Below are 25,757 nucleotides of genomic sequence, written 5' to 3' on the forward strand. Positions count from 1 at the left end.
CGCTACCCTACTGGGCGGCCTGGATCAGCGCGTCCACGTCCAGCAGGTGCCCGGCACGCTCGGCCTTGGTGCGCAGGTAATGCTCGTTCTCCACGGTGATGTCGCCGGTCACCGGAATGCAGTCGATCACGTCCATGCCGGCATTGCGCAGGCGCTGCGCCTTGGTGGGGTTGTTGGTCAGCAACGCAATGCGCGAAATGCCCAGGCCACGCAGCATCGCCACCGCACTGCCGTAACGGCGTTCGTCGGCGCCGAAACCGAGCTGCGCATCGGCATCGATGGTGTCCAGGCCATCGTGCTGGTAACCATAGGCGCGCATCTTGGCGGCGATGCCGGTGCCGCGTCCTTCCTGGTCCAGGTACAACAGCACGCCGCCGCCCAGCTCTTTCAGCTTCTGCAGGCCGCGCCGCAACTGGTCGCCGCAGTCGCACTTCAGCGAACCGAACAGGTCGCCGGTGAGGCAGGAAGAATGCACGCGTACCGGCACCACGGCCGACAGGTCCGGCTGGCCGACGATGATCGCCACCTGGTCGCGTTGCGCCACGCCGCCGCGGAATACCGCGAAGGTGGTCATGCCAACTTCGCGCAGCGGTACCGGCGAGCGGGCGACCAGTTCGTAGTCATGGGCGGCATGGGCGGCGCCTTCGGCCAGGTCGCACAGGGCGACCTGCGCGGCGCCATCGAAGCGCGCATCGCCCTGCGCCAGCGGCAGGCCGACCATCGCCGGCAGCAGCAGGCCCAGGCGGGCCAGCTCCACCGCACCGGCATCCAGCGCATCACCGGCCGTCCAGTCCGGCGGCATCGGTCCTGGTTCGCGCAGGTAGCCCAGCGAGGGCAGGGCATCGAAGGCGGTGCCGGCCAGCGGCAGGCGCACGCCCGAGGGCGCGTCCACGCCGAGCACGCGGGCACGGGTCTCGGTCAGGAACAGGTAATGGCGGTCGCCGGACAGCGCCGCGAAGGCATCGAAGCTGCGTGCGGTCGCGCTGTCCAGGGCGATCACCGCCGTGCGCTGGCCGTGCCCATCGCCGATCACCACCGGGCGACCGGCGCGTAGTTCGGCGACCGCGCGTTCGCAGCGAATGGCGGCCGGATCACCGAACAGGGAGGTATCAGCAGCAGACATGGCAGGACCGGGCATGGGACATCGTGGTCAATCACATGGGGATGGATGCGTCGGAATCAACCGAAATCCCGGGTCGCGCTGCGCGCGTTGACGGGCATGGCCCGCCACTACACGGGTCAATGGGGGTGCTTGGCGGTGGCGTAGGGGTCGGCTTCATCGCTGCCTTCCGGACGGAGCGTATAGCGCTTGTACGTCCATTGATACTGGGCCGGATCGCGGCGGGCAATGCGTTCGATGCCGGCGTTCAGCGCGGTAGCAGCCAGTTCGGGGTCCGGATTGGAGACCGACGGATCGGCGGCCTCGATGTGCAGGGCGAACTGCATGCCCGGTCCGGTCCGTTCGCACCAGCCGTACAGCACGATGGCGCCGGTGCGCTCGGCCAGCCGGTTGACCAGGGTCATGGTCAGCGCGGGGATGCCGAAGAACGGTACGAAAACACCGTCCCCGGCCTTGGGCTGCTGGTCAGGAAGGATGCCGGTGGCACCGCCGTCCTTGAGCACCTTGAACAACTGGCGCACTGCAGTGCCTTCGGCGCGCACCTGCTGCACGTTGTGGCCACCGCGCGCCATCTGCAGGAAAGCATCGCTGGCCGGGTCGTCCGGGGCCTTGTAGACGACGGCGATCGGGCCACGCGAGGCCAGCCACTGGTTGAGCAGTTCCCAGTTGCCGAAGTGCGGTGCAGCCACGATCACGCCTTTGCCCGACGCCAGCGCAGCGTCGTACAGGGCTTCGCCGTGGCGCTCGCGCAGATGGGTGCGCAGGTTGTCGGCCGGTGGCCGGCTCCACAGGTGCAGGGTTTCGAATGCCTGCAAGGCGGTCGAACGCAGCACCTCGCGGTGCAGGCTGGCGTGTCCGGTCCGGTCCAGTTCGGGGTAGGCCAGTTCCAGGTTGCGCCGGGTCACCCGGCTTTCGCGGGCGTTGCTGCGCATCCACAGCCAGGCGACGCCATTGGCAAGGGCGCGCAGCAGTGGCCAGGGCAGGCGGGCGAACAGGGCGGCGGCGCGGTGGGCCAGCCGGGCTTTGCGTTCCGGGTTCATCCGCACAAGTCTAGCGTGGGCGCTGCTAAGGTGGCTGGCTGCCACCCAACCAGAGGTTCCCATGCTCGCCTTGATCCAACGTGTCAGCCAGGCTGCCGTCGACGTTGATGGCGAGGTGGTCGGACGCATCGGGCCCGGCCTGCTGGCACTGGTGGGCATGGAGCCCGGCGACACCGAGGCGCAACTGCAGCGGATGGCCGATCGCCTGCTTGGCTACCGTGTATTTGCCGACGACGACGGAAAGATGAACCGATCCGTGCGCGACACCGGCGGCGGGTTGCTGCTGGTCAGCCAGTTCACCCTGGCGGCCGATACGCGCTCAGGCATGCGACCCAGCTTCACCACGGCGGCACCGCCGGACGAGGCTGAACGCGGGTTCAACCGTTTTGTCGACATTTGTCGCGAAAAACACGCCCCAGGGGTGGAAACGGGGCGCTTTGGTGCCCATATGGTCGTCAGCCTGGTCAACGACGGTCCCGTGACCTTCCTGCTCAGGCCCTGATCCCCGGGACCACCGCCCGGGCAAGCGGGGCGCCGGGCTGGTATAATGCTACGTTCCTTTTTCCTACTCCAGCCGGTGGCGCGAGCACTACATGGCCAACGAACGTCCTGCCCAATCCGAAATCAAGCAGCTGATCAGCAAGGGCCTGGAACAGGGCTACCTGACCTATGCCGAAGTCAACGATCACCTGCCCGACGACATGGTCGATCCGGAGCAGATCGAAGACATCATCGGCATGATCAATGGCATGGGCATTGATGTCCATGAGGTTGCCCCTGATGCGGAAACCCTGCTGCTCAACGATGGTAATACCGGCAATCGCGAGGTGGATGACACCGCCGCTGAAGAAGCCGCTGCCGCGCTGACCGCACTCGATACCGAAGGTGGTCGTACCACCGACCCGGTGCGCATGTACATGCGCGAAATGGGTACGGTTGAACTGCTGACCCGCGAAGGCGAAATCGCCATCGCCAAGCGCATCGAAGAAGGCCTGGGCCAGGTGCAGGCTGCCCTTGGCCTGTTCCCGGTGTCGGTTGAATCGCTGCTGTCCGATTACGACGCGCACAAGGAAGGCAAGAAGCGCCTGGCCGAAGTGATCGTCGGCTTCAACGACCTGAGCGAAGAAGTGCCGGCGCCCGTCGTCGTCGAAGACAGCAGCGATGATGCTGATGCCGAAGACGAGGATGAGGACGAAGACGAGGACGACGCCGAGGAAGAGGCCGGTCCGACCGGTCCGGATCCGGAGGAAGTGGCCGCGCGCATGCAGGAACTGGCCAATGCCTACAACGCCTTCAAGAAGGCAGCCGCCAAGGGCGATGGCAAGAACCTGCTGAAGCTCCGCGAGGAGATGTCGGCGGTGTTCGTCACCCTGAAGCTGCCGCTGCCGCTGACCGACGTGCTGACCCGCCAGCTGCGCGACACCATGGCCGGCATCAAGTCCCACGAACGCCGCGTGCTGAACCTGGCGACCGTCACCGCGCGCATGCCGCGCAAGGACTTCATCCGCTCCTGGGAAGGCAACCAGACCAACCTGGAGTGGGTGGAAGACGCACTGAAGCGCAAGCAGAAGTGGTCTTCGGCCCTGCGTGACGTCAAGGACCAGATCATCTCCGAACAGCAGGCCACGATCGATATCGAGAAGGGCACCTCGCTGAGCCTGGATGACCTGAAGGAAATCAGCCGCGCGATGGCCTATGGCGAAGCCAAGGCGCGCAAGGCCAAGAAGGAGATGGTCGAGGCCAACCTGCGCCTGGTGATCTCCATCGCCAAGAAGTACACCAACCGTGGCCTGCAGTTCCTCGACCTGATCCAGGAAGGCAACATCGGCCTGATGAAGGCCGTGGACAAGTTCGAGTACCGCCGCGGTTACAAGTTCTCCACGTATGCGACCTGGTGGATCCGCCAGGCCATCACCCGTTCGATCGCCGACCAGGCACGCACCATCCGTATTCCGGTGCACATGATCGAAACGATCAACAAGTTGAACCGCATTTCCCGCCAGATGCTCCAGCAGTACGGCCGCGAGGCTACGCCGGAGGAGCTGGCCAAGGAAATGGACATGCCGGAAGACAAGATCCGCAAGGTGATGAAGATCGCCAAGGAGCCGATCTCGATGGAAACCCCGATCGGCGACGACGAGGATTCCCATCTGGGCGACTTCATCGAGGACACCAACGTGGAGTCCCCGATCGAGAACACCACCAACATCAACCTGTCTGAAACCGTGCGCGACGTGCTGGCCGGCCTCACCCCGAGGGAAGCCAAGGTGCTGCGCATGCGCTTCGGCATCGACATGAACACCGATCACACGCTGGAAGAAGTCGGCAAGCAGTTCGACGTTACCCGCGAGCGCATCCGCCAGATCGAAGCCAAGGCGCTGCGCAAGCTGCGTCACCCGAGCCGGTCCGAGCAGCTGCGCAGCTTCCTCGACATCGACTGATCCAGGTCGGCTGACGAGGAAACTGGAGAAACCCTGCTTCGGCAGGGTTTTTCTTTGGGCATCTAGCCTAATTATGTAACATTATTCGTAACATAATGGCGTCGAAAGCCATGTTCCGCCGCCTTCTTGTCCGGACATGAGTTGAAAATTACGTAACAACCAATGTAACAATAGGTCCATGCCGCGTTCCTCCTCCCCTACCGCCCAGGCACTTCTGGCCCAGCTCCCTCCCGGCCAACCTATCGCTGCGGCTGAGCTGGCCGAACGGCTTGGCGTGAACCGCATGGCCCTCAGCCGCCTGGTGGCAGCCAATGGCGACCGCGTCCTCCGGCTTGGCCGCACCCGCGCCACCGCCTACGCGGCACGGCAGACGACTGCCGCCGGCAGCGAATGGCCGTTGTACCGGCTGCGTCCGGATGCCACGCTTGAAGAGCTGGGCCAGGTCCATTCACTGTCCGGTGGCAGCTTCCATTTCCAGGCCAATGCCGCCCGCCCCAACCTGACCCGTGCGCCGGAGGGCGACATCGCTGCGTTCTTCCCGAGCCTGCCCTGGTACCTGGACGATCTGCGCCCGCAGGGCTTCCTTGGCCGCACCTTCGCGCACCGAAAAGGGCGTGAACTGGGCCTTGCACCGGATATCAACCGGTGGCAGACAGGTGACGTCCTGTTGGCGCTGGTGCATGCCGGTGGCACTGAAACCGGTGACCTGCTGTTGGGCAGCGGCGCGGTGAGGCACGCCCTCGCTGCGATCGACACGCCACCGGACCGGGTGGCCGCGCATCAGCGCCTGCAACGCTACCCGGAGCGGGCCCGTGCCGCGCTGGAAGGCGAAGACATCGGCTCTTCCCCTGGCGGCGAACAACCGAAGTTCACCGCCGTGGTGGAACATGAGGACCAGCGCAGTGCCGTACTGGTGAAGTTCGCCCAGCCTGGCGCGGGCGAGGTCGCCGAACGCTGGTCCGATCTGCTGGTGTGCGAACACCTGGCGCTGGAGACGCTGCGCGAGGCCGGCATGGATGCGGCCGCTTCCACGCTGCTGCAGACCGATTCGCATACCTTTCTGGAAGTGCAACGATTTGACCGCACGCCAGGCGTCCTCGGCCGCCGCGGCTTCGTTTCCCTGCTGGCATTGTCTTCAGCCTTCACCGGCGAGGCGACTGCTGACTGGGCCACCGCTGCGGGCTTGCTGCAGGGACAGGGGTGGCTGGACGAGGGGGCGATCCAACGAATGGGGCGGCTGCAGGCCTTCGGTCGCCTGATTGGCAACAGCGACATGCATCAGGGAAATATTGGCTTCCATCTGGCCGACAGCGGCGCGCTGCCGCTGGCCCCGGCCTACGACATGCTGCCGATGTCATTGGCCCCGTCGCGCACCGGGGTGCTTCGGGCGGCCACGCCCCTTGCGGTAGTCGCACCGCTGGGCAGCGGTGACCTGGAACACCTGCGTTGGGCCGCGCCCTTGGCAGCGGCCTTCTGGCAGCGTGTTGCCCGGTCTGCGGGGGTACGTTCGGCGGCCGTGACCGAACTGGCGGCCGGAAATGCCGAGCGCGTGAGCGCGATGGCGCGCCGGTTTGGAAGCTGAGCGCGTTCAGCCGGTTCAGCCGGTAGAATCGCCCGGTTGCCGTAAACGTGTGTTTCCGGCTACAGCTTGTAGTTAAGCTCGAAATGCCATCCAGAACGGATGCAGTCCACAGGGGGACGTCAATGTTGGCTCGTTTTACCGGCGATGAAGGTCGCCGCAACCTGCTGTACGCGCTGTCGGAGCAGAAACTGGTACGTGGCGACAAGGCGCTTGCAGAGGCATTGGCCAGCAGCGTGACCTTGCTGGAAGCGCAGACCGGCGCCGCCGTCATCCACCAGGGTGGCGTGGACAATGATGTGTACCTGATCCTTACCGGCGCCTTTGATGTATTCGTCAACGGCAAGCGGGTGGCGCAGCGCCACGCCGGTGAGCACGTAGGCGAGATGGCCGCGATGCAGCCGGCACAGATCCGTTCGGCTTCGGTGATCGCCGCCCAGCCCAGCGTGGTTGCCCGTGTCAGCGCCGCACGGCTGGATGAGCTGGCGCAGCAGTTCCCGCAGATCCATCGTTATGTGGCACAGGAACTGGCGCGGCGGCTGTACCAGCGCAACGACCATATCGGCAGTGCGCGCGAGCGGACCCGGGTGCTGCTGCTGGCATCCACGCTGGCCACCGCCGCCGCGCTGGTGGTCCAGGACATGCTGGGCAGCGAGGGGTTCGTGGTGCGCCATTGGCAGGAAGGCCTGGTCCGCAGCGGCGGCCAATCGGTGCAGCACCTGCAGGAAATGGCGGCCGGCGTGGATTTCGCCATCGTGCTCGGCGATGCCACCGCTGCGCAGGGGCCGTGGCCCGCCACACGTGACGAACTGTTGCTGGAAACCGGCGTGCTGTTGGGCGTGCTGGGCAGCAACCGTACTGTTTTTCTGGAAGCGCGCAGCGGGGCGACCTCCGTCACCGACCTGGCTGGCGTGGTCAACCTGCACTGGGTGCCGGCTGATGACCGTGGGCTGGATGTCGCCTTGACCCCGGTGTGCACGCGGCTGCGCCGCTACTTCGAGGCGCAGGGACCATACGAAGCGGTGTGAGGGGCTGCGCGGATGACGTAGCAGTGTCTGGAGTGCGGAGGCGTACCTGCATTACACTTGCTGGCCGCGCGCGGGCCTATAGCTCAACGGTTAGAGCAGAGGACTCATAATCCTTTGGTTCCAGGTTCGAATCCTGGTGGGCCCACCACCCTGAAGTCCAAGGAAATCCCGTGTAGTGCCGAAACCCCCTGAAATCAGGGGGTTTTTCGTTCCTGGCGCCCCAAGGCGTCCCGTTGAGTCCCGGCAGGTGTGAGTAACGTTGTGAGTAAGGGCTGGCACCCAGCAGGCCCTTACTCACAATCGCGTTACTCACATCCCATGTTGACCGACACCAAGCTGCGCCACCTGAAGCCAAAGGCCGTCGTCTACCGCGTGGCTGGCACGAACGGGCTGTGCATCGAGGTCCGTCCCACAGGCGCGATGGTCTGGCGCTATCGCTACCGCCACGACGGCAAGGCCCGCATGGCGGCACTGGGTGAGATCAGAATCAGATATTTGCCAACGACTATGGTTAGGCTGGTTCTTCTTGGCTTGTATATGTCGAGTCGTGCCATTGTTTTAGGTGACGACAATATCGTCTACATCGACCGTCTCTGACGATGCCGGAAGTGAGACTGCGTCCACTTGGACGGACGCGACCCCAGTAGTCTGATCAACCAGTGTACGGCGACAGCGAGCTGGTACTCGTCCCCGCGGTGCGATCTTCTTGCGGCGATGTTCATGTGTCGACTCTATCGATATCCTGGTCGGGTGAAACGGAATAACCGCTTGTGTCCACAAGCAGAAATCATATGCATTCAAGCTGCCGGGCTGCGCTGCCGAGACCACCGAAGATTGTTTCGGCTAGGTGCGCCGGGAAAGCCGGCGGCAATTGTCCGCGAACCTCGCCGATCACGGTCGGCGTGCGTTCAATGAGAGCATCGATCAGGTCATCCAACGATTCGCCAGCGCTGCCAACCACGCCATGGCGTTTGCCCAGTTCGATCCAATGCCGGCGGTGGATGTCCTTCATCTTCCAATGCGCGTTCTTGCTGCGGATGGCCATGGCCAGTTTGATTTTGTGTTCGGAGATCCGGCTCGGGCCTTCGCCGATCACCGGCCAGGCCGACATCACATCGTATAGCGGCGTGAGCTCGTAGCTGCCACCAGGGCGAATGAACAGGCTGAAGTTCTTGGCGTGTCCATCGGGTGCGCGCAGCATCCAGAACAGTAGTTGCGCGAGGAAGAAATCTCGCCGGTCTCGCTCCGGGTGTAGCGAGGTGGCCAGTACTCCCATGATGCGATCAATGCCGGGCCCGCCATCGGCTTCGTACTTCAGAAGCGGTGGGGTACCTGTGGCCTGGCAGAAATCCTCCTGCGGCAATCGCGCAAGCCATGGGCCGGGCAGCCAGGCGCGATCGAAGCGCTTCACCGACAGCGCCTTCATGTCCTCGAACTGCACCGGTTGGCACTCGGCGACCGGCAAGCCATAGGCGCGCAGGATGCGCGAGCACAGCCATTCGTTCTCGATGGAGTGGCTCAGGTCGAGCCTCATGTTGCCGACCAAGCCCATCGGCAGCTTGAGGATGTGGCTGGTCGGCGTGGCGCCATGCGGACGATGCCACTGGCCATCGAAGTACAGCAGAGCAGTCTTTTCCTGCGCTCCGGCAATGGAGATCCGCAGATCGCCATCGGCTGCTTCCTCGATCGCGCCTAAGGGCGGCGACACCGTCCCGCGCAACAGCGCTGCCACGTCTGCCGCGCTCATCGGCGTGGCGTCCACCGTGGTCACCCCTGAGGGGCTGACGCCATCCGGGAGGACCTGCACAGCGCCTACACAGTCGCGGCCCACCTGGGACAGCAGATCGAAGGCGCGGATGGAGCGGGCCCGATAGCGGCGGGCGACGCGCTCCAGGATGTCCCGGCTGTCGGGCAACAGGTTCTCGAAATAGGCGGTGACCTCCGGTCCACGGAGATGGGGCGTGCCGGGTGCGAATGGCAGGGAGAGCGACAGTGGCCGCCCCTGCGGCGAGGCCTTCCAACTCGAGTCGTACTCGAGCACGTCTTCGCCGTCGGATGCGATATGCCAAGTACCGACAAACTCGCCGTTCATCCACAGCCCGAGATGGGAAGGGCGCGAGGTTGGTCGTGTCGTTACCATGCGGGAGCCCCACGAGCGGGATCACGCACCTGCTTGGCGGATTTCTTCTGCAGCACCATCTCTACACCGAGCAGGCTCAGCAGCTGTAACAGCCGCTCGGCGCTGACCTTTTGCGCGTTGCGCTCCAGGGCCGACAGCGTTTGCTGGGTGATGCCCAGTCGCAAGGCGGCTTCGACCTGCGTCAAGCCGGCTTCCTTGCGGAAGGCCTTGAGCAGGGCGGGCAGCTGCTCGGCGGCGTGGACGGTGTACTGGTTCATGGATACAGGTTTTGGGCTGTATTATGGGATTACAGCTTATATACTGTTTTATGGAAATACGCAACACAGGCTGTATCTAACAAGGCGATCAAGCCGTGAAGCAGGGAGCGGGTCCACGAGCTGTACAAGGCCGTCCGTCCTTGCCGCGCCAGCCTCGCTTTCTGCAGCGCCGTGTGCTGGCTGTTGTAGAGGCGCAGCAGCACTTCGAGCACCCGCAACGGGGGCGCTCGCCCGATCGGCTGTGTATGCCGAGTTGCCGAGCTTAAGCAGGGCGAGGAATGCGAACAGGACCGTGGCGAAATTGAGAGCCAGCTTCAGTTTGTCGTCGCCTTCCGCAACGGCATAGGTCAGCCGGAGGAAGATCAGGGCGGAGCCCCCCGCAACCGATGGGATATCGGATTTCGCGCACTTCGTTATCTTTTTCAGCCCTTGAAGCCCCTACAGTGGTCTCGTCCACAACCGGAGGGATCATGGAAATCAAGCCGGGCAAGAACATCGCCATCAAGGTGCCACTCCACAAGTGGGCCAGTACGGTGGCCTTCTACCGCGACAGGGTCGGGCTGAAGGTCAAGAAGGAACTGACGAACAGCGTCGGATTTGTCTTCGGTGACATGACCTTATGGATTGATCGCGTGGAGAGGCAAAGCCAGGTTGACGTATGGCTGGAGCTGTTCACCGAAGATCCAGATCGTGCGCTCGAACAGCTGGGAAGCCCGCGAAGGGACGAGCTGGAGCCATTGGACGAGGTGAACGGGCTTTGGACGTCGGACCCGGCTGGCGTGGTGCTCCTGGTCAGGAACGAGTGACTTTGCCACGACCAGGACATGCAGGCACGCAGCACGGCACCGGATCATCGAGCCTCCGCCACGATATCGGCCGCACGGACCAAGGCACCGACATACGCTGCGGTCACCTCCTGGGGTTCCACCGTCCTGGGTTCCGCACCGGCAGCTGACAGCGCGAAGTGCCAGGCATCGCAGATCGGGCGGGCACCAAGCAGCAGGACCTGCCGTCCTTTCAGCTGATCTTCCCAGGCCTGCAGGGTGGCAGCCATGACCACGCCGAGCAGGAACATCAAACGACCACGGCTGTCGCTGCCAGGCACCCGCTCCAGCAGCCGGGTCATGAAGGCAGCGCGCGGCAGCCCATGGACCTCACTGGCGCGCAGGCCACGCTGCAGCATGTCCATGTCGCCGGTTCCGAATGCTGCTGGCAGTTCGTTGTCCACGCTGGCGCTCAGGACGGTCTGGGTGCGCAGTACGTGCAGCAGCTCACCGCCCATGGTGGTCGAACAGGTGGTGATCCGGCGGTCCAGGATCTCGACCAGTTTCCAGTGCGATCCCAGGCTCAAGGCGATGCCGGTGTCCTTCAGCATGCCGCCTTCAAGCAGGCCCAGGCAGACGGCCTCCTCGCCCCGCATCACGTCGAAATCCGCAATGCCGTCCACCGTCGGGACGGTGGGGCCGCAGCGTATGCCCGGCAACAGCAGCATCGGCAGCGAGGACACATGCGCCAGCGAGAATACGCGCGCACCCATCGCCAACGCGTGCAGGTCCGCAGGGGCAGGAAGGTGGGGAACCTCTGCAAGACCGAGCGGCGAGGTGATCATGCCGGCAGCGACGACGTCCTGTGCGCGCCATCCGGGCACACATTCCTGAGCGGCGGCGGACGCCTGGCCAAGCAGGTCGGCGACGGTACGATGCAGCGCCTCAGGGGAGCCATCACGCGCGGTGTCGCGGGCGCCGACGGTAGCACGCATCTCCGCCAGCACCCGGGTGCCGCGCACTGACCAGACGCGCGTGGTGGTGGTGCCGCCGTCGATCAACAGACGGTCTGCTGTCGGTACGGGTGCCTGCGTATCGACGCTCATGCCATTGCCTCCACGAAAGCGCTGGCGCGCTTACCGATATCGATAGCGTCCACCTTGTCGGCGCCACTCCGTCCGACAAGATCGGAGCCTACGCCTACCGCCCACGCACCTGCGGCGCGATACTCTGCCGCGAGCGCCGGAGTGACGCCCCCGGTTGGCACCAGGCGCAGAGTGGGCAAGGGTCCTCGCAGCGCGCGTACGAACGCCGGGCCCAGTACCTCGGCGGGAAACAGCTTCACCGCCTGTGCCCCGGCCTCCACCGCTTCGACGATCTCCGAGGGCGTCTGGCAGCCAGGCAGGGCCACCAGTCCGGTAGCGACCGCCGTCTGGATGACGGCGCGGTTCCGATTCGGTGACACGATGAAAGTGGCACCTGCCTCTGCGGCGGCGATCACCTGCTCGATGGTCAGCACCGTGCCCGCGCCGACCGCCATGCGGCCGCGCATCCTTTCGGCCAGTCGCGCGATCCGTGCCAGGGAGTCGGGTGAATCGATGGTCAGTTCCAGGGAGGTTACCCCGCGCGACGCCAGTGCGTCGGCAATCACATCGTCGGCACCTCGGAAATCACCGCGCAGGATGGCGACAACATGGCCGGTGCCAATCAGCTCCAGGGTTGCTTGTGGATCGGTGTTCATGCCTGTCCCCCAAAGGAGGCCGGTGCATCCGATGGGCTGGGGCCATGATGGCCTTCGATGGCGCCCCCTGGACCCACATGGGTCACTGTGGCGTGTCCACCGAAGACGGTGGCTTCCAGCTCGGTGTACCGGCTTTCACCACCGCCGAGAGTGATGGCGGTGCCGCGACGAACCGATTCGGACAATGATGGCAGATCGGACGCCGGCTCCAGCGCCAGCAGGTGCGGCATGCCGTACCAAGGGTAGTCCTGGCCGCCGCCCCATACCTGCCACAGGCCCGCCATGGGAAAGGTCCCCACGTCCCAGCGCAGTGCGAATCCGACCTCGTGGTGTGGATTGACGATTGCGAACCACCCTTCGCTGAGATCATCCAGGCGCACGAATTCGTGGCTGTCGGTGCCGACCTCGGGGACCACGGACAGGTCGATCTGGCCCTCCGCATCGGCGGCCGCCAAGCGGGGCCATGCACCGCGTGCGGACGCACTGACGCGCGATCCGGCGGGCACGGTGTCGCCGGTCGAGGCAGACGTGCCGGGTGGCAGGAAGATTCGCGTTCCGGGCTCGACCAACGGTGCGCCGAAGGTGGGATGGTGTCCCCACAGGAACTCCACCGGCTGTCTCGATTCATTGGTCACCCGCTCTTCGAGACGGACGGTGCCCGTCTTGCCTTCCAGAAACATTGCCCGTTCCAGGTACAGCGGAATACGCCCGAGGCGGACACTGAAGAGCACTCCGACGCCATCGGGATCGTCACGGACGATGCGATAGTCCCAGGGCAGCAGGGTCGCTTCACCGTGATGGCCAAACGCGGCACCCCGATGCGTACAGGGTTGCGGGCCGTTTGGCAGCATCTCGTACCAGCCGCCAGGGAAGTATTCGCGGAAGTGGCCACCCTCGAGCGGGCTGCTGAAACGTAGATGCCGGTCATCGCGCAGGCCATGGCGGGAATGCCACAGGCATTCAATGTCGAGCGGCTTGTACAGGAACTCGATGATGTCTGCGCCCTTGTCCGCAGCAATCACGACCCGCAGCGCTGCGTTTTCCAGCGACACGCAGCGATGCCCGCGATAGATGAATTCCCGTAGCCGGCAACCCGAATTGCGTTCCTGTTCGTAGACAAGGCGCGTCATGGAAGCACCCACCGGTGGCGGTAGGCGAGTGGAATCGTGGTTCACGTGGGTTCCCGATAAGCAGACGCTCTCAACTTAGCCATGCGTGTCGATTTTGTAAAGTATAAAATTTCAGATTAATCATTTTACAAATCAAACATCATCTGTCAGGCTCATGGTCATGGACACTCTGCCTAGACTTACCCGCGCCCGTGCCAGCGATTCGGTGGCCGACATGCTTCGCGCCAGCATCCTTGGTTCTACGTTCCGCCCCGGGCAACGCCTGGACGTCAAATCCCTCGCTGACCAGCTCGGCGTGAGTCCGACACCGGTCAAGGACGCCATCAATCGCCTTGCTGCCGAGGGATTGATCGATATCCGCCCACGCAGCGGCACTTTCGTCACCGACATCACGCCGAAGATGGTCGAGGAGATCTTCGAGATCCGCCGGGCGCTGGAATGCCTGGCGGCCGAACTGACGATGGCGCGGATGACGCCGGCGCTGCTGCGCACCTTCACCTCGCTGACGCGGCAGTTGGAAACGCCGGTGACCAATGAACAGGAGCGCATGGACCATGAACGGGCCAATGTCGCACTGCACATGCAATTCATTGAATCGTCCGGCAACCAGCAGTTGCTGGAGATGTATCGCAGCCTCAACGCCCACCTGACGATCGCGCGGATTCATTCCAGGCAGCGCCCCGACGCGAAGCGGCTGGAAGCTGAACTGCATGAGCACGGCGCCCTGCTCGAGGCCATGCAGGCCGGCGACGCCAAGCGCCTGGTGCAGGTACTGGGGGATCACATCAGCCGCGCCGGCAAGGATCTGGTCGAGGACGTGACCTTGGCGCAATCGGTGGATCCAGCCTGAGATGAGCCAGCGGATTACACGTGTGACCGCATGGGCGGTCAGGATCCCCCGCGACGTCAAGGAATCGCTGGGAACCGCGGGTACGCCGGCGGCGCTGGGCGACGATGCGGGCGAGCGCTACCGCTGGGCCACGCATTACCGCACCCTGTACGCTGCCGATCATCTGGAAACCGTGCTGATCAGCGTCCATACCGACGGCGGACTGGTCGGTTGGGGCGAGGCACAGGCACCGGTGGCTCCGGAAGTGACCTGCGAGATCATCCGCACGCTGTTTGCACCGCTGTTGCTGGGTGAGGACGCGTTGGCGCCGGAAGCGATCTGGGATCGCCTCTACGCTGCCATGCGGGTGCGTGGGCATACCGGCAGTTTCCTGGTGGACGCGATGGCTGGAATCGATCTGGCCATATGGGATCTGTGCGGCAAGGCATTCGCGCAACCGGTCCATCGCCTGCTCGGTGGGCCATGCCGCACGACGCTGCCGTGTTACGTCTCTGGCCTGGCCGGAGCCAGCGTTGGAGATCGGGTGGAGGAGGCGCGCCGCCTTGTCGCGCAAGGTGTCGATGCCTTCAAGGTGTTCATGGCCGAGGAACCGGCTGCCTGTCTTGCCGAACTGGATGCCTTGCGGCAGGCCTTCGGCCCCGACATAGAACTGTATGTCGATGCGCTCTGGCGACTGGATCAATCCAGCGCAGCCCGTTTTGCCGCCGCACTGGAGGCGCGCGACGTGGGTTGGCTGGAAGCGCCACTGATGCCCGAGGATGTCGCCGGCCATGCCGCGCTTGCACGGCGCACCCGCGTGCCACTGGCCGTCGGCGAGAGCTATCGCACGTGCTATGAGGTGTTGCCCTTCCTTGAACAACGCGCCGTTGCAGTGCTCCAACCTGACCTTGGCCGCTCCGGCTTGACCGAGAGCCGCAAGTTGGCGGGCCTGGCACAGGCATTCCATGTTCCGATTGCGCCGCACGTCAGCATTGGCCTGGGCCCGCAGTTGGCTGCAGCCCTGCACCTGGCGGCAGCGACGCCCAACTTCCTGCGCCTGGAATGCAATCCCCGGGTGCAGGACATCGCCAATCGCTTTCTCCGTGAACCACTGCCGACCGGCGCGACCGCGCTCGCACCGCCGCAGGCACCCGGACTGGGCATCGAGATCGACGAGAGCTTGATCGCCCCTTTCATTCTTTGACGCAAGGAACGTTGACATGCCGCAATCACCCTCCGTGCCCTTCAAGGGCGTCTTCCCGATTGTCAACACGACATTCCGCGACGACGGCAGCATCGACCTGGACAGCCAGCGCCGCCTGGTGCGTTTCCTGCTCGATGCAGGCGCGCACGGCCTGGGGCTGTTTGGCAATGCCAGCGAAGGCTATGCGCTGTCCGGCGAGGAGCGGCAGGAAATCCTGCGCATGGTCGTGCGCGAAGTGGACGGTCAGGTCCCGGTCATCGCCAGCAGCGGACACACCGGTACGGATCTGGCGGTGGCGCTCAGCCGCGAGGCCGAAGCGGCTGGTGCCGACGGGCTCATGATCCTGCCGCCGTATTTCCTCAAGCCCGATGCCGACGGTGTTTTTCACTACTTCCAGGAAATCGATCGCGCCGTGCGCATCCCGATCATGGTGCAGGACGCGCCGCTGATGAGTGGCGTGGCCATCGGCGCACCACTGATCGCGCGCATGGGCCGGGAGCTGGAGCAGGTGCGTTATGTCAAGGTCGAGGCGCCACCTACCGCGCCGAAGATCAGCGCGATCCTTGACGGTAATCCATCGGCACCGCTGCTGTTCGGGGGATTGAATGGCCAGTTCCTGCTCGAGGAGCTTGATCGCGGTGCCATCGGCACGATGCCCGGCAGCGATCTGACCGCCGCATTCGTCAAGATCTGGAACCTGTGGACGGCCGGCGAGCGCCGCGCGGCACGCGAGGAATTCGCGCGCTACCTGCCACTGATCCGCTACGAACTGCAGCCGGGGCTTGGCGTGGCCGTGATGAAACAGAACCTGCTCGCCGCCGGCGTCATCGCCAGCGCCCGGGTGAGGCACCCCACGCGCAGTCTCGATGCGCGCGGACTCGACGAAGTGGCGGAACTGCGCTCGGAACTGCCACAGCACGAACTCGGATGGGCATAGGCATCCGCACGACGTAACCATAGCGGGAGGGAACATGAGGTACTCATCGAACGTCGGCGCGAGCCTGCTCGCCCTGGCGCTGGTCGGCTGCGCCTCGCAACCGGTCAGTTCACCCGGCAATGCTGCCTATCGGATAGCGGCAGACACGGACGGCTTCGTGCTCACCGCCGCCGACGGTGCGCACGCCCGGTTCTCCACGCGTTTCTGCGTACTGCGTGCGGCGGAAGACCCGGCGCCCAAGCTGCTGCCGGCCGGGCTGGCCACGCGCTACAACGTCACTACCTGGATCGCGTCGGGCAGCAAGGCGACGTCCATTGCCACGGTAGCGCGCGACGCCAGCCAGGTCGGTGACGGCTTCGATCCGAACATCCTGGAGGGGGATACCCGAGGTCGTACGGCAGACTTCCTCGACGCTGCGCCGCGCACTTGCCTCGATGCGACGTCGATCACGCGCGAAGGCACAGGCTACCGCTGGCGGTTCCCGGATGATCCTGCTTTCACGCTCGAGGCGTGGCTTGAACCGGCGCCTGCGGATGCACCGCCGCGGTTGCGGTTCGAACTGCGTCCGCGTGCGCCAGGCTATTACTCGGTCGTCTATGCCGGTGCGCCTGCCCATGCACCGTCCGCAGTGGATGCCATATGGCAACCACTGGTCTGGACCGAAAAGCGCTTCCCGGACCGCAGCTATCTCAGCCTGGCTTTCCGCACGCCGGTTCCCACCACCCTGGTCGCACATGACGGCCAGGCCGAAGGCGTGGTGGTGGATGCAGCGGAATTCCCGTTCGATCCGCTGCCGGTATTCGGAAACTCGCGTTTTGGCGTGGCACTACGCAATACCGACGGCATGGCGCAGCCCATGGTGGCGGCGCCCGTTCTGGGCGGCGTGGGTTCGCGGATGGAGGCTGGGGCCCGCTTCCAGTTCGTGATACGGCCGCTGGTCCGGCGTGGCGACATCTCAGCCGCATTCGAATACACCGCGCGCAATCTGTACGGGTTCCACGACTACCGCCACAATGACATCTCATCGATCAACCGCACGCTGGAGCGGATAGTCGACTACGGCATGAGCCCTTTCGCGCAGTTCCGCGAGGACGAGAAGGGGTCCAGTTACGAGACCGACGCACCGGGCACCGTCAAGAACGTGTCATCGCTCAATCCGTTGGATCTGGCACTGGTCACCGACGATGAGGCGATCTGGGATCGGCGCGTCCATCCCTACATCGAGTACATGGTCTCGCGGGAAAAGTACCTGTTCACCATCGACGAGGCACAGAAGATCCAGCATCCGTCGTACACGCTCAAGGGCCCCGCCGCGCCGATATCCGAACTGGCTGCGCTGCACCGGATCTTTCGCGGCGCCTCGCCTGCATTCCTCGAACTGGCAAAGGAGGAGTATGCCGGCGAGCGGGTCCGCAATCTCGATGTGCGCGAGCAGGGCGACTCCTGGCAGAACAGCCTGGCGCTGTACCGGGCCAGTGGCGAACGTGCCTATCTCGATGCGGCGGTGCGCGGTGCCGACGACTATCTGCGGCAACGCGTGGCCCAGCCGCAGACTGGCTTTGCGGGCGTGCATGGCGAAGAGCCATTCTTCTGGACCCAGTTCGTGCCTGACTTCGCATCGCTGACCGAACTCTACCAGGCCACCGGTGAGACGCGTTTCCTCGAAGCGGCGCACCAGGCGGCGCGGACTTTCACCCAGTTCGTCTGGTTTGCGCCGGCCATTCCGGATGGCGAGGTGGTGGTGAACCAAGGGGGCATGGCACCGCTGTACGGTTACCTCGCCAGCAAGGGGCACCAGCGGATGCAGGCGCTTGAAGAAAGTGCGCCGGCGTGGCGACTTTCCGAGATTGGGTTGACCCCCGAATCTTCCGGCACCAGCACCGGCCATCGCGGCATCTTCATGTCGAACTGGGCGCCCTGGCTGCTGCGCATCGGTACGCTCACCGATGATGCCTTCCTGCGGGATGTTGCACGTTCGTCCATCATCGGTCGCTATAGAAATTTCCCTGGGTATCACATCAACACCGCGCGAACGACCATCTACGAGCAGGCTGACTACCCATTGCGGGATCCCAAAGCGCTGAGCGTCAACTCGTTCCACTTCAACCATATCTGGCCCATGGCCTCGATGCTGCTCGACTATCTGGTGACCGATGCCGATACCCGCAGCGACGGCCGCATCCGCTTTCCTGCCGAGTTCATCGAGGGCTATGCATACCTGCAGAACCAAGCCTACGGTGGCCGCGTGGGACGCTTCTACGACCACGATGATGCAGTGCTGTGGATGCCGAAGGGACTTGTGCAGCCGGAATCAGTGGAACTCAACTACGTCGCCGCTCGCAGCATGGACAGCCAGCGCCTGTACCTGGCACTGATGAATGAATCGGATGCGGCCGTACAAAGCCGGGTCCGGTTGGATCCAGCGTATCTGCCGGGCCTGAGCAGCGGCGGGCAGGCGGTGCAGGTGTTCCATGCTGACGGCAGTGCGGCGGCACCCGCTGTCCTTCGCGATGGCGCGTTCGATATCGATGTGCCGGCACGGGGGCTGGTTGCGGTGGTACTCACCGACGCGGGCATCCGTCCGGGGCTGCAGGCAAGGATCATGGCGGCCGATGCTGCAGGTGCATGGCGCAAGCCCGTGGTACGGCTTGCGCAGCCTGCTGCCCGTGGCATGGTGATGCGCTATGGGCCTGGCATGCAGCAGGCCTATGTGTTCCTGGAGGATTCGAAGCGAGACTACCGCCGCGTGCGGCTGCATTGGCACATCGATGGACGGGCGGGAACCAGTGAGGACGACAGTTTCCCATGGGAGTTCAGCGTGCCGCTGCCGGATGACGCCCGCGAGTTCCGCTGGTCGATCGAAGGCATCACGCCGGGCGGCGACAGCCAGCGGTCGCGCGAGGCCCGACTGGCTCGCTAGCCCTGCGTCCCGCACCCGTGGCGGGACCAAGCGCACGGCAGGCAGAACAGGACCCGCTAAGCATTGTGCTTGGCGGGCCTTTCTATCTGGAAGCGCCGAATCGCTTCCGCGGTCCGGGCGTGGCCTCAGGGCGTGTCGTCTGCGGACGGTACGATTCCCCACCATTCCAGCGTGACCGGGCCCAGCAGTCCGGACGGCACCAGCGGCGAATCCGGGTCGTACTGTTTCCACGTCGTGAAGCTGGACCGCGGCCATGCACCGCGCGCGCGCGGCTGATATATCCACGCCGGCATCGTCAGCAGGCGGCCATCGGTGAACGGGGACGTCCCCGTCTTCTGATACTCGGCATCCACTGCAATCGCCGCATCGCCAATCAGGCGGTTCACCCATCGGTTGGCGACGTGGACTTCAAGCGTGTTCGTGCCCGGATGCAGGCGGGTGGTGATGTCCAGCCGGAAGGGGCGCTTCCAGGCGATACCTGCATCCTGGTTGTTAACCGTCACCCGCGCGATGTCGGCCACTCGGCCGAGGTCCAGCATGGCGACGGCGTTGGCCGGTATCTGCGCCAGATCGAAATCGGTCCGGTAGATCGCGGTGCCCGAATGAAAGCGGATCGCCGGGTCAGGGTCCGTCGTCCACGACGGTAGACCTTCGATCCGCTGCCGGCTGGCGGCGGCGCCTCCAAGGCCGGGGAACTCGCGTTCCCAGCCCTGCGTGAACGCCAGCGTTGGCGGCAGCGCGGGCAAGTGGACCGTGCGCGTGGTGCGGTCGGACAGATCCAGCCGTACGGACCTGGCCTGCGTGAGCAAACGGCCCGGCCGATCTGCCAGGTTGAGGCCCGCCGTCGCTGCGCCACTGGTCCAACGCGATGGGAGAGGCCTGCGCAGCACCAGGAACGTGGATCCCCACGGTTCCAGTTGCACGGGAACGCCAACACCCGTGGCCGTGGGCGTGAACAGTGCCGCGTCGGCCAGCGTGCCGCGCACCGGATCCCAGATCTCGGGAATGCGGCCAGGCTGGCGCAGCTCGATCCGCGCCTGGCGTGGCTGTTCGGAATCGTTGAAGACGAAGTAGATGTCCACCTCGCCCGCACGACGGTGGATGAAGCGCGGGTCCTGCATCGAGCCATCCCAACGCACGTCGGGAGCGACGCCCTTCGATTGCAGGACCTGCGCCGGCGACAGCCCCGCATGCACGGTGCCGCGGCCTACCGGCTTTGCGCCGCGTACCGGGAGATCGGCCCACAACGCATCGACGATGCGGTCAAACTCCTTGCGCTGCTTCAGGTCCGTGAGCCCTGCCGGCGCGGCCGGCGGCGATCCTGCCAAGCTCGCCCCGCTTCTTACCAGTTGTTCGATCCTGCGCAGCGTAGCGATGTTGGCGACCCAGGTCTTCGAGACCTCCGGCCCAGGCGTAACCAGCAGGCGGAATGCCGCGCCCCGTGGATGCCTGAGCACGCCGTCCTGCACCGACATCGCCATTATGTCCGCTGGATAGGCAACCTCGAAATCGTATCCAGGCAGCGACGTTTCGACTGCATCGGGCAGTGCATAGCCCAGGTCTTCATCTACCAGCAGAACGACATCAGCCACTCGGTTGCCCTGCTGCAACAGGAACTGACTGCGCGACAGATAGGCGATCCAGTCACTGGCATACGGCCACCACGTGTTCAACCGACCGAAATGGGTGCCGTAGCGGCCAAGCGAGAATCCCGGTGCGGCATTGCTGACAGGTTGGTGCGTGAAGCTGTGCAAGGCGAACCGGTTCAGTCCCAGCGTAAAGGCCTGGTCGCCAGCGCGCTTGAGGCTGGCAGGGGTGTTCTGGAAACGCGCGTGTTCCGGCCTTGCGGTGAAGGCCTCGGCGGCCACCATCCTGCGCCCCAGAAAGGTGGCCGCCGACGTCGTCATTCTGATCTTCGCCGCGCGCGGCATTGCCTCCGGCATCCAGAACTCGTTCATCGGCACATCGACGTGGCGATTGGCGGACATCGGCGTGACCGGTCCCCCCTGGGATTCGGAATAGACCTTCATGCCATGGCGACTGGCGAGCCGCTGCATGGTGCCGAAATAGTTGTCGGCGATCATTTCCTCGATTACCTGCCGGAAATCCCAAAGTACAGCTTCGCTTTCCTGCAGGGATCCCACCACGCGTCCGCTCAGCACCGGCAGCCACGGCAACAGTGCATAGCCCTTCCTGTGCATGAACTCGCGTGGCATCTCCCCCGTCCAGTTCTGGAAGCCGCCTTCGAAACTGTCGAACAACACGCCGTTGAACGTTTTCCCTGCCAGTGGCCCTGCCTGGCGGATCATGCGCCCAAGCGAGTGTTCAAACTGGAACGCGACCGCGTCCGGATCCAGCTTGTCTATTTCCAGCCCGTGGCCTTCCGGTACTGCGGGATGGTTGGTCTTTCCGGTAGTGGTGTAGCCGAAGCGCAGCAGGGTCCATCTGCCTGGCGGCAAGCGTGCGGTCAGGTGACCGCTGGCATCCATGCTGTCCGACAGCACGATCACGCTATCGGGCGGTATGCCGGGCAGGGTGCGGGTATCGCGGATGATCGGCCTGGGGCCCCAGCCTGCCTTGGCCTGGCCCCCGGCAATCCGTTCGCGAGTCTGCGGGACGGCGATCACCGCGATATCGACGAAGTAGGGCGCCATTGGCACCGTGCGTTCCGGATAGGCGGGCGTCAGGTCCGGACGCGGCAACGGCATGGATACATCCCCGCCGCCGACGTCCGTTTCGCTCCAGACCAGGCGCTTCATCGAACGTTCGGGAGTTACCCACGGTCCGCCGCTCGCCGACCAGCCTGGCGTGTTCATCGCATGGAACTCCAGGCCCAGAGCGTCGGCCTGATCGATGGCATGGCGTACGTGGCTGAACCAGGATTCGGATCCATAGCGGACCGGCCCTTTGGGTGCATAGATATCCACGTCGAACATCTGCACGCCACCCATGCCAGCCGCTTTTGCCGCGGCGAGATCGGCATCGATGCCTTCGATCGTCACGTTGCCGTTGATCCAGTGCCACCAGCCCAGCGGCCGTGCATCGCGCGGAGGCGCGGCGAATCCGATCTCCAGATCGTCTGCGGCGTGCGCTGGCGCGCGCACCAGCAGCATCGCCGCCAAACCCAGGACCGACCATCGCACCCTGTTCGCTGTTGCCCGGCGGCAGTTGCGTGCGGCGGGCACACGCAACGGCGGCGGCACATCGCTACGGATAGTTGGTGACATCGAGTTTCTGGCGATTGATGCGCGTATGGCCGCTCACTACTGATGTGCGGAAGTACAGATAGGTATGCCCCTGTCCATACACCTGGCCAAAATTATGATCGCTGCCGTCAGCGTCGAAATCGATGACAGCGGGATAATTGACCTGGCCCGACGTTGACGTCAGCAACGGTTGCGATGGATTCCAGTTCACCAGGTCGCGTGAGGTGGCATAGCGCACACCGTTGCCATCGCGGAACACGGCAATGTAATGGCGCGACGGCGCGTGCCAGTGGATGCTGCGTACGTAGGATGCGAACGTACCTGGATTGACAACGGCGCACGGCGCGGTGGTGCTGATGTAGGGGTTGTTCATTGATTGCGAATAGGCCGGCGCGGTGGTGCTGCCATTCCATGCGCGCCAGTTCTGCCGCAGCGAGGGATCGTCACTGCGGAACAGGCATACGCCCTTGTCCTGGTCGCCGAATCCCGAGCTGGTGTATGCAAACATGTAGTGGTAGCCATCCGGATTGCCATCCTGGTCAAAGCCACGGACGATGTTGGACGGGGCGCCATAGCCGATCCATCCCGCCAGCGGCGTGCCGCCATCGCCGGGATAGACCACATGTGGGTAGATCGCAACGTGCCATGGCACCGACTTCAGCTTTCCGAAGGACAGGTGTCCAGCGGGGGACGTGTTCAGCGCATCGGCTTTCCAGATCGCGACCGCGCTGTACCAGCACTGCGGCTTGCCATCGACCACGCCGCCCTTGTGGCAATCCGGATCGGAAAGCCGGGTGCCGAAATAGTCTTCGTGCCCGTAGCCGTAGACGAGGGCGGTCTGCGGATCGAAATACAGCGCCTGCAGGAAGGTTTTCTGGTCGAAGCGGTCAACCTGGTTGTTGGCAACATTTCCCAACATGATCGGGGTGCAGTCCAGCGCGGCCGTGGATGGCTGGGCAATGAAGTCGGCAGGGCTGCCGGTCCATTGCCAGGCGCGTGCCTGCGGATCACCGATAGTCATGTGCACGACATCGTACTGATCGCGGAATGTCCGGACCGGGCCGTCGATATGCACCTTGGTGCTTCCGCAACTGGTCAGGTTGCTGTCGTGGAATGTCTGCACGTCGCCGCTGGTGGCGAGGATGGGGGGCGCGAACACCTGCGCTGCGGCCGGCATGGCGGTGCCGCAGGCCAGCGTGAAAGCCAGCGCGATCGCAGGACGCGATGCAGGCGAGGGAAGGGTTGCGTTCATGGTGGTTCTCCCGTGGATGCATCCGGAAGCGGGGCCGGACTCCCGTCGAGCACGGGCACGTGCTGCGCCCGCAAGAACGTACGCAGGGCGACATCGAGTCGCGCCGTCGCATCGGCATCGAAGGCACCATGCCCGCCACCAGTTACGACGTGCAGTGTTACCGGTACGCCCAACGCGGTGGCGGCGGCGAACAGTGCCTGCGACTGGGCCAGCGGCACCACCCGATCGGCATCGCCGTGCACGATGAACAAGGGCGGCATGCGGCTGTCCAGGCGCGCCAGCGGCGAGAGTTGTCGCAGGTATCGAGCGTCCCCGGCATGCGGGCCGAGCCAACGGTCGACGGCGCCGGAGGCGGGATGCCAGGCGGCCAGGTCGGTGATGCCGTAGCGGTCGACGACGGCGGCAATCGCTGGCATCCGGCCGCAGCCTGCGTCGAATTCGGGGTCGTCCCGCGCGGCTACTGCAAGCAACACAAGGTGGCCACCCGCTGAAGCGCCTTCGACCACGATATGCCTGCGGTCGAAGCCCAACGTCGCTGCCTCGCGCCCTACCCAGGCAAGTGCGCAGCGGACATCACGCACTGCAGCCGGCGCGGGAGCCTCATCGGCCAGCCGATATTCGACCGCGACCACCGAGAACCCCATCGCAAATGCGGCCTCGAATGATGCACGTGGCGGTCGCGCACCCCGGCTCCAGCCGCCGCCATGCACGAACACCAGGACCGGCGTTGGCCGTGACGACTGAAGACGATGCACATCCAGGTGCAGGGCACGGCCCGCGACCACGTGGTAGCGCACATCTACGCGGCTCTTGATGGCCGCCTGCCGTGGCTGTACCTCCATCGCCGCCGCCCCGGGCGAAGGCGCGGCCAGGGCAGCAGCAAGCGCTGCTGCGCAAGCTGCCGCCACCGTCTTCATTCCCCGTTACCGCGTGGTCGCCGCACCGCCCACCAGGCCAGCACCCAGCCCAGCGGATGCAGCACCGCCATCGCCAGGAACACGGTGCCGTAGGACTGCGCGCTGGCAAACTCGCCCACCAGCCTGGTCGACAGCATGCCGCCCAGGCCGCTGCCGGCGGCGATGATGCCGAAGATCGTCGCCACGTGGCGACGGGGGAAGGTGTCGACCGCGAGCGTGGTGAGGTTGGTCAGGAATACCAGGTGGGAGAAAGCGACTATTGCCGCGAATACAAAGGTCATCGTGATCGATGGTCCGCCGGCAATCGATGCTCCCAGCGGCGCGAGCAACGCAGCGCCCGCCATCAGGCACAGTCGGCTGCGCGCTGGCGTCAGACCTTGACGTACCAGACGGCCAGAGCCCCAGCCACCGATCAGGCTGCCCATGTCCGCGGCCAGGTAGACGATCCACGCGACCTGTGCCATCTGCATCAGGCCCATGCCGCGGTCATCGATCATGTATTTCGGGAACCAGAACAGATAGAAGTACCAGACCGGATCGGTCACCATGCGCGCGAGCGCCAGGCCCCATACCGGGCGCTGCCGCAGCAGCGGCAGCCATCCCCCGCGACCGCCCGCTTCATCCGTGGCATCCGTGTCCGCCGTGACCAGGGGCGCGCCGCGATGCACCAGCCACCAGCCTACGATCCAGACAAAGCCAAGCGCGCCGGTGGCCATGAATGCGGCGCGCCAGCCGTGCGCCAGCGCCAACCAGCCGATCAACGGCGGCGCGATCGTCGCGCCGACCATCGCGCCGGCGGTGTACACGCCTACCGCAAAACCGCGTTCTTGCGCGGGGAAGCGCTCGGCCACCGTCTTGGGTGCCGCGGTGTAATTGCCAGCCTCGCCAAGGCCCAGTGCGAAACGCGCGGCACCGAGCTGCGCCGCACTCTGCACCAGCCCGGTGAGCATGTTGGCCAATGACCACCAACCCACGAACAGCGCCAGTCCGAGCTTCGAGCCAAGCCGGTCGGTGAGCCAACCGGCACCAAGGTGTGCCAGCGTGTAGGCGATCAGGAACCACTGCACGATCGTGGCGTAGCCGCGGTCATCAATGCCCAGGTCGGCCTGGACGATGGGTGCCAGGATCGAGAGCGTCTGCCGGTCGACGTAGTTCAACACCGTCGACAGGAACAGGAAGGCGAGGATCCCCCAGCGCGCGCGGCTGCGGAACGAGGGGGAGCCGTCAACGACGCTCACTGTCCGCACTCCGG

The 25,757-nt window shown here is 64.8% G+C and carries 21 protein-coding genes and 1 tRNA gene; 11 read left to right on the top strand and 11 right to left on the bottom strand.

From position 1 onward, the window contains the following. Positions 1-7: 7 nt before the first annotated feature. Complete coding sequence (ribA, locus tag H4O11_RS06225) at positions 8-1,138, bottom strand: GTP cyclohydrolase II RibA (RefSeq protein ID WP_425506011.1); 1,131 nt, start codon at positions 1,136-1,138, stop codon at positions 8-10. A 101-nt stretch (positions 1,139-1,239) separates the two neighbouring features. Then, on the bottom strand, positions 1,240-2,160 hold the full coding sequence (locus H4O11_RS06230) for a lauroyl acyltransferase (protein ID WP_182338535.1): 921 nt from the start codon (positions 2,158-2,160) through the stop codon (positions 1,240-1,242). A gap of 61 nt (positions 2,161-2,221) precedes the next feature. On the opposite strand from H4O11_RS06230, the gene dtd reads away from it, so the two are divergent. From dtd to H4O11_RS06260, 6 genes are all read left to right on the top strand, one after another. Continuing rightward, on the top strand, positions 2,222-2,662 hold the full coding sequence (gene dtd, locus H4O11_RS06235) for a D-aminoacyl-tRNA deacylase (protein WP_182338536.1): 441 nt from the start codon (positions 2,222-2,224) through the stop codon (positions 2,660-2,662). A gap of 91 nt (positions 2,663-2,753) precedes the next feature. After that, positions 2,754-4,601: an RNA polymerase sigma factor RpoD gene (gene rpoD / locus H4O11_RS06240; protein ID WP_182338537.1), complete on the top strand. Its 1,848-nt coding sequence runs from the start codon at positions 2,754-2,756 to the stop codon at positions 4,599-4,601. A gap of 178 nt (positions 4,602-4,779) precedes the next feature. Then, the gene (yjjJ, locus tag H4O11_RS06245; RefSeq protein WP_182338538.1) at positions 4,780-6,183 is read left to right on the top strand and encodes a type II toxin-antitoxin system HipA family toxin YjjJ; all 1,404 of its coding nucleotides are present in this window, start codon (positions 4,780-4,782) and stop codon (positions 6,181-6,183) included. 122 nt (positions 6,184-6,305) lie between these two features. Beyond that, the gene (locus H4O11_RS06250; protein WP_182338539.1) at positions 6,306-7,208 is read left to right on the top strand and encodes a cyclic nucleotide-binding domain-containing protein; all 903 of its coding nucleotides are present in this window, start codon (positions 6,306-6,308) and stop codon (positions 7,206-7,208) included. A gap of 72 nt (positions 7,209-7,280) precedes the next feature. Beyond that, positions 7,281-7,356 (top strand) — tRNA-Ile (locus H4O11_RS06255). Between the two features lie 170 nt (positions 7,357-7,526). Further along, positions 7,527-7,805, top strand: a complete 279-nt coding sequence (locus H4O11_RS06260; protein WP_182338540.1) for an Arm DNA-binding domain-containing protein — start codon at positions 7,527-7,529, stop codon at positions 7,803-7,805. Between the two features lie 190 nt (positions 7,806-7,995). On the opposite strand, the gene H4O11_RS06265 is transcribed toward H4O11_RS06260, so the two are convergent. Together H4O11_RS06265 and H4O11_RS06270 are read right to left on the bottom strand one after the other, a co-directional pair. Further along, positions 7,996-9,300 carry a type II toxin-antitoxin system HipA family toxin gene (locus tag H4O11_RS06265; protein WP_182338541.1) on the bottom strand — a complete coding sequence of 435 codons (1,305 nt, stop codon included), beginning with the start codon at positions 9,298-9,300 and terminating at the stop codon, positions 7,996-7,998. A 41-nt stretch (positions 9,301-9,341) separates the two neighbouring features. Then, positions 9,342-9,605: a helix-turn-helix transcriptional regulator gene (locus tag H4O11_RS06270; RefSeq protein ID WP_182338542.1), complete on the bottom strand. Its 264-nt coding sequence runs from the start codon at positions 9,603-9,605 to the stop codon at positions 9,342-9,344. 470 nt (positions 9,606-10,075) lie between these two features. Between H4O11_RS06270 and H4O11_RS06275 the strand changes: the two genes are divergently transcribed. Beyond that, entirely contained in the window at positions 10,076-10,411 is a 336-nt protein-coding gene (locus tag H4O11_RS06275) for a hypothetical protein (RefSeq protein WP_182338543.1), read from the top strand. Positions 10,412-10,455: 44 nt separating this feature from the next. On the opposite strand, the gene H4O11_RS06280 is transcribed toward H4O11_RS06275, so the two are convergent. Genes H4O11_RS06280 through H4O11_RS06290 form a run of 3 tightly spaced genes read right to left on the bottom strand, consistent with a single transcriptional unit; the run spans position 10,456 to position 13,240 of the window. Next, positions 10,456-11,475: a 2-dehydro-3-deoxygalactonokinase gene (locus H4O11_RS06280; protein ID WP_182338544.1), complete on the bottom strand. Its 1,020-nt coding sequence runs from the start codon at positions 11,473-11,475 to the stop codon at positions 10,456-10,458. After that, the gene (locus tag H4O11_RS06285) at positions 11,472-12,110 is read right to left on the bottom strand and encodes a bifunctional 4-hydroxy-2-oxoglutarate aldolase/2-dehydro-3-deoxy-phosphogluconate aldolase (RefSeq protein ID WP_182338545.1); all 639 of its coding nucleotides are present in this window, start codon (positions 12,108-12,110) and stop codon (positions 11,472-11,474) included. The genes H4O11_RS06280 and H4O11_RS06285 overlap by 4 nt, the downstream gene beginning before the upstream one ends. Continuing rightward, positions 12,107-13,240, bottom strand: coding sequence for a DUF4432 family protein (locus tag H4O11_RS06290; RefSeq protein WP_182338546.1), 1,134 nt, complete (start codon positions 13,238-13,240; stop codon positions 12,107-12,109). The genes H4O11_RS06285 and H4O11_RS06290 overlap by 4 nt, the downstream gene beginning before the upstream one ends. A gap of 160 nt (positions 13,241-13,400) precedes the next feature. On the opposite strand from H4O11_RS06290, the gene H4O11_RS06295 reads away from it, so the two are divergent. From H4O11_RS06295 to H4O11_RS06310, 4 genes are read left to right on the top strand one after another with little or no spacing between them, the layout of a single operon-like run. Then, entirely contained in the window at positions 13,401-14,090 is a 690-nt protein-coding gene (locus H4O11_RS06295) for a GntR family transcriptional regulator (protein ID WP_182338547.1), read from the top strand. A gap of 1 nt (position 14,091) precedes the next feature. Then, on the top strand, positions 14,092-15,273 hold the full coding sequence (locus H4O11_RS06300; protein ID WP_182338548.1) for a mandelate racemase/muconate lactonizing enzyme family protein: 1,182 nt from the start codon (positions 14,092-14,094) through the stop codon (positions 15,271-15,273). A gap of 16 nt (positions 15,274-15,289) precedes the next feature. Beyond that, positions 15,290-16,210, top strand: coding sequence for a dihydrodipicolinate synthase family protein (locus H4O11_RS06305; RefSeq protein WP_182338549.1), 921 nt, complete (start codon positions 15,290-15,292; stop codon positions 16,208-16,210). A 34-nt stretch (positions 16,211-16,244) separates the two neighbouring features. Further along, complete coding sequence (locus H4O11_RS06310; protein ID WP_182338550.1) at positions 16,245-19,130, top strand: YyaL domain-containing protein; 2,886 nt, start codon at positions 16,245-16,247, stop codon at positions 19,128-19,130. A gap of 125 nt (positions 19,131-19,255) precedes the next feature. Here the strand turns inward: H4O11_RS06310 and H4O11_RS06315 are convergent, their stop codons facing one another. The 4 genes from H4O11_RS06315 to H4O11_RS06330 all read right to left on the bottom strand — a co-directional run bounded on the left by H4O11_RS06315 (position 19,256) and on the right by H4O11_RS06330 (position 25,743). Continuing rightward, positions 19,256-22,273: a glycosyl hydrolase gene (locus H4O11_RS06315; RefSeq protein ID WP_182338551.1), complete on the bottom strand. Its 3,018-nt coding sequence runs from the start codon at positions 22,271-22,273 to the stop codon at positions 19,256-19,258. A gap of 64 nt (positions 22,274-22,337) precedes the next feature. Then, positions 22,338-23,588, bottom strand: coding sequence for a hypothetical protein (locus tag H4O11_RS06320; protein WP_182338552.1), 1,251 nt, complete (start codon positions 23,586-23,588; stop codon positions 22,338-22,340). After that, positions 23,585-24,505 carry an alpha/beta hydrolase gene (locus tag H4O11_RS06325; RefSeq protein WP_182338553.1) on the bottom strand — a complete coding sequence of 307 codons (921 nt, stop codon included), beginning with the start codon at positions 24,503-24,505 and terminating at the stop codon, positions 23,585-23,587. The genes H4O11_RS06320 and H4O11_RS06325 overlap by 4 nt, the downstream gene beginning before the upstream one ends. Further along, positions 24,502-25,743 (bottom strand): MFS transporter, encoded by a 1,242-nt coding sequence (locus H4O11_RS06330; protein WP_220466632.1) that lies wholly within the window; start codon positions 25,741-25,743, stop codon positions 24,502-24,504. The genes H4O11_RS06325 and H4O11_RS06330 overlap by 4 nt, the downstream gene beginning before the upstream one ends. Positions 25,744-25,757 lie beyond the last annotated feature (14 nt).

Source organism: Stenotrophomonas tumulicola (assembly GCF_014117215.1).
GTDB classification, from domain to species: Bacteria; Pseudomonadota; Gammaproteobacteria; order Xanthomonadales; family Xanthomonadaceae; genus Stenotrophomonas; species Stenotrophomonas tumulicola.

Bases quoted from the DNA above. Each gene is read 5' to 3' on its own strand.
- ribA (WP_425506011.1), bottom strand. From the start codon at position 1,138: ATGCCCGGTCCTGCCATGTCTGCTGCTGATACCTCCCTGTTCGGTGAT.
- H4O11_RS06230 (WP_182338535.1), bottom strand. From the start codon at position 2,160: ATGAACCCGGAACGCAAAGCCCGGCTGGCCCACCGCGCCGCCGCCCTG.
- dtd (WP_182338536.1), top strand. From the start codon at position 2,222: ATGCTCGCCTTGATCCAACGTGTCAGCCAGGCTGCCGTCGACGTTGAT.
- rpoD (WP_182338537.1), top strand. From the start codon at position 2,754: ATGGCCAACGAACGTCCTGCCCAATCCGAAATCAAGCAGCTGATCAGC.
- yjjJ (WP_182338538.1), top strand. From the start codon at position 4,780: ATGCCGCGTTCCTCCTCCCCTACCGCCCAGGCACTTCTGGCCCAGCTC.
- H4O11_RS06250 (WP_182338539.1), top strand. From the start codon at position 6,306: ATGTTGGCTCGTTTTACCGGCGATGAAGGTCGCCGCAACCTGCTGTAC.
- H4O11_RS06260 (WP_182338540.1), top strand. From the start codon at position 7,527: ATGTTGACCGACACCAAGCTGCGCCACCTGAAGCCAAAGGCCGTCGTC.
- H4O11_RS06265 (WP_182338541.1), bottom strand. From the start codon at position 9,300: ATGAACGGCGAGTTTGTCGGTACTTGGCATATCGCATCCGACGGCGAA.
- H4O11_RS06270 (WP_182338542.1), bottom strand. From the start codon at position 9,605: ATGAACCAGTACACCGTCCACGCCGCCGAGCAGCTGCCCGCCCTGCTC.
- H4O11_RS06275 (WP_182338543.1), top strand. From the start codon at position 10,076: ATGGAAATCAAGCCGGGCAAGAACATCGCCATCAAGGTGCCACTCCAC.
- H4O11_RS06280 (WP_182338544.1), bottom strand. From the start codon at position 11,475: ATGAGCGTCGATACGCAGGCACCCGTACCGACAGCAGACCGTCTGTTG.
- H4O11_RS06285 (WP_182338545.1), bottom strand. From the start codon at position 12,110: ATGAACACCGATCCACAAGCAACCCTGGAGCTGATTGGCACCGGCCAT.
- H4O11_RS06290 (WP_182338546.1), bottom strand. From the start codon at position 13,240: ATGACGCGCCTTGTCTACGAACAGGAACGCAATTCGGGTTGCCGGCTA.
- H4O11_RS06295 (WP_182338547.1), top strand. From the start codon at position 13,401: ATGGACACTCTGCCTAGACTTACCCGCGCCCGTGCCAGCGATTCGGTG.
- H4O11_RS06300 (WP_182338548.1), top strand. From the start codon at position 14,092: ATGAGCCAGCGGATTACACGTGTGACCGCATGGGCGGTCAGGATCCCC.
- H4O11_RS06305 (WP_182338549.1), top strand. From the start codon at position 15,290: ATGCCGCAATCACCCTCCGTGCCCTTCAAGGGCGTCTTCCCGATTGTC.
- H4O11_RS06310 (WP_182338550.1), top strand. From the start codon at position 16,245: ATGAGGTACTCATCGAACGTCGGCGCGAGCCTGCTCGCCCTGGCGCTG.
- H4O11_RS06320 (WP_182338552.1), bottom strand. From the start codon at position 23,588: ATGAACGCAACCCTTCCCTCGCCTGCATCGCGTCCTGCGATCGCGCTG.
- H4O11_RS06325 (WP_182338553.1), bottom strand. From the start codon at position 24,505: ATGAAGACGGTGGCGGCAGCTTGCGCAGCAGCGCTTGCTGCTGCCCTG.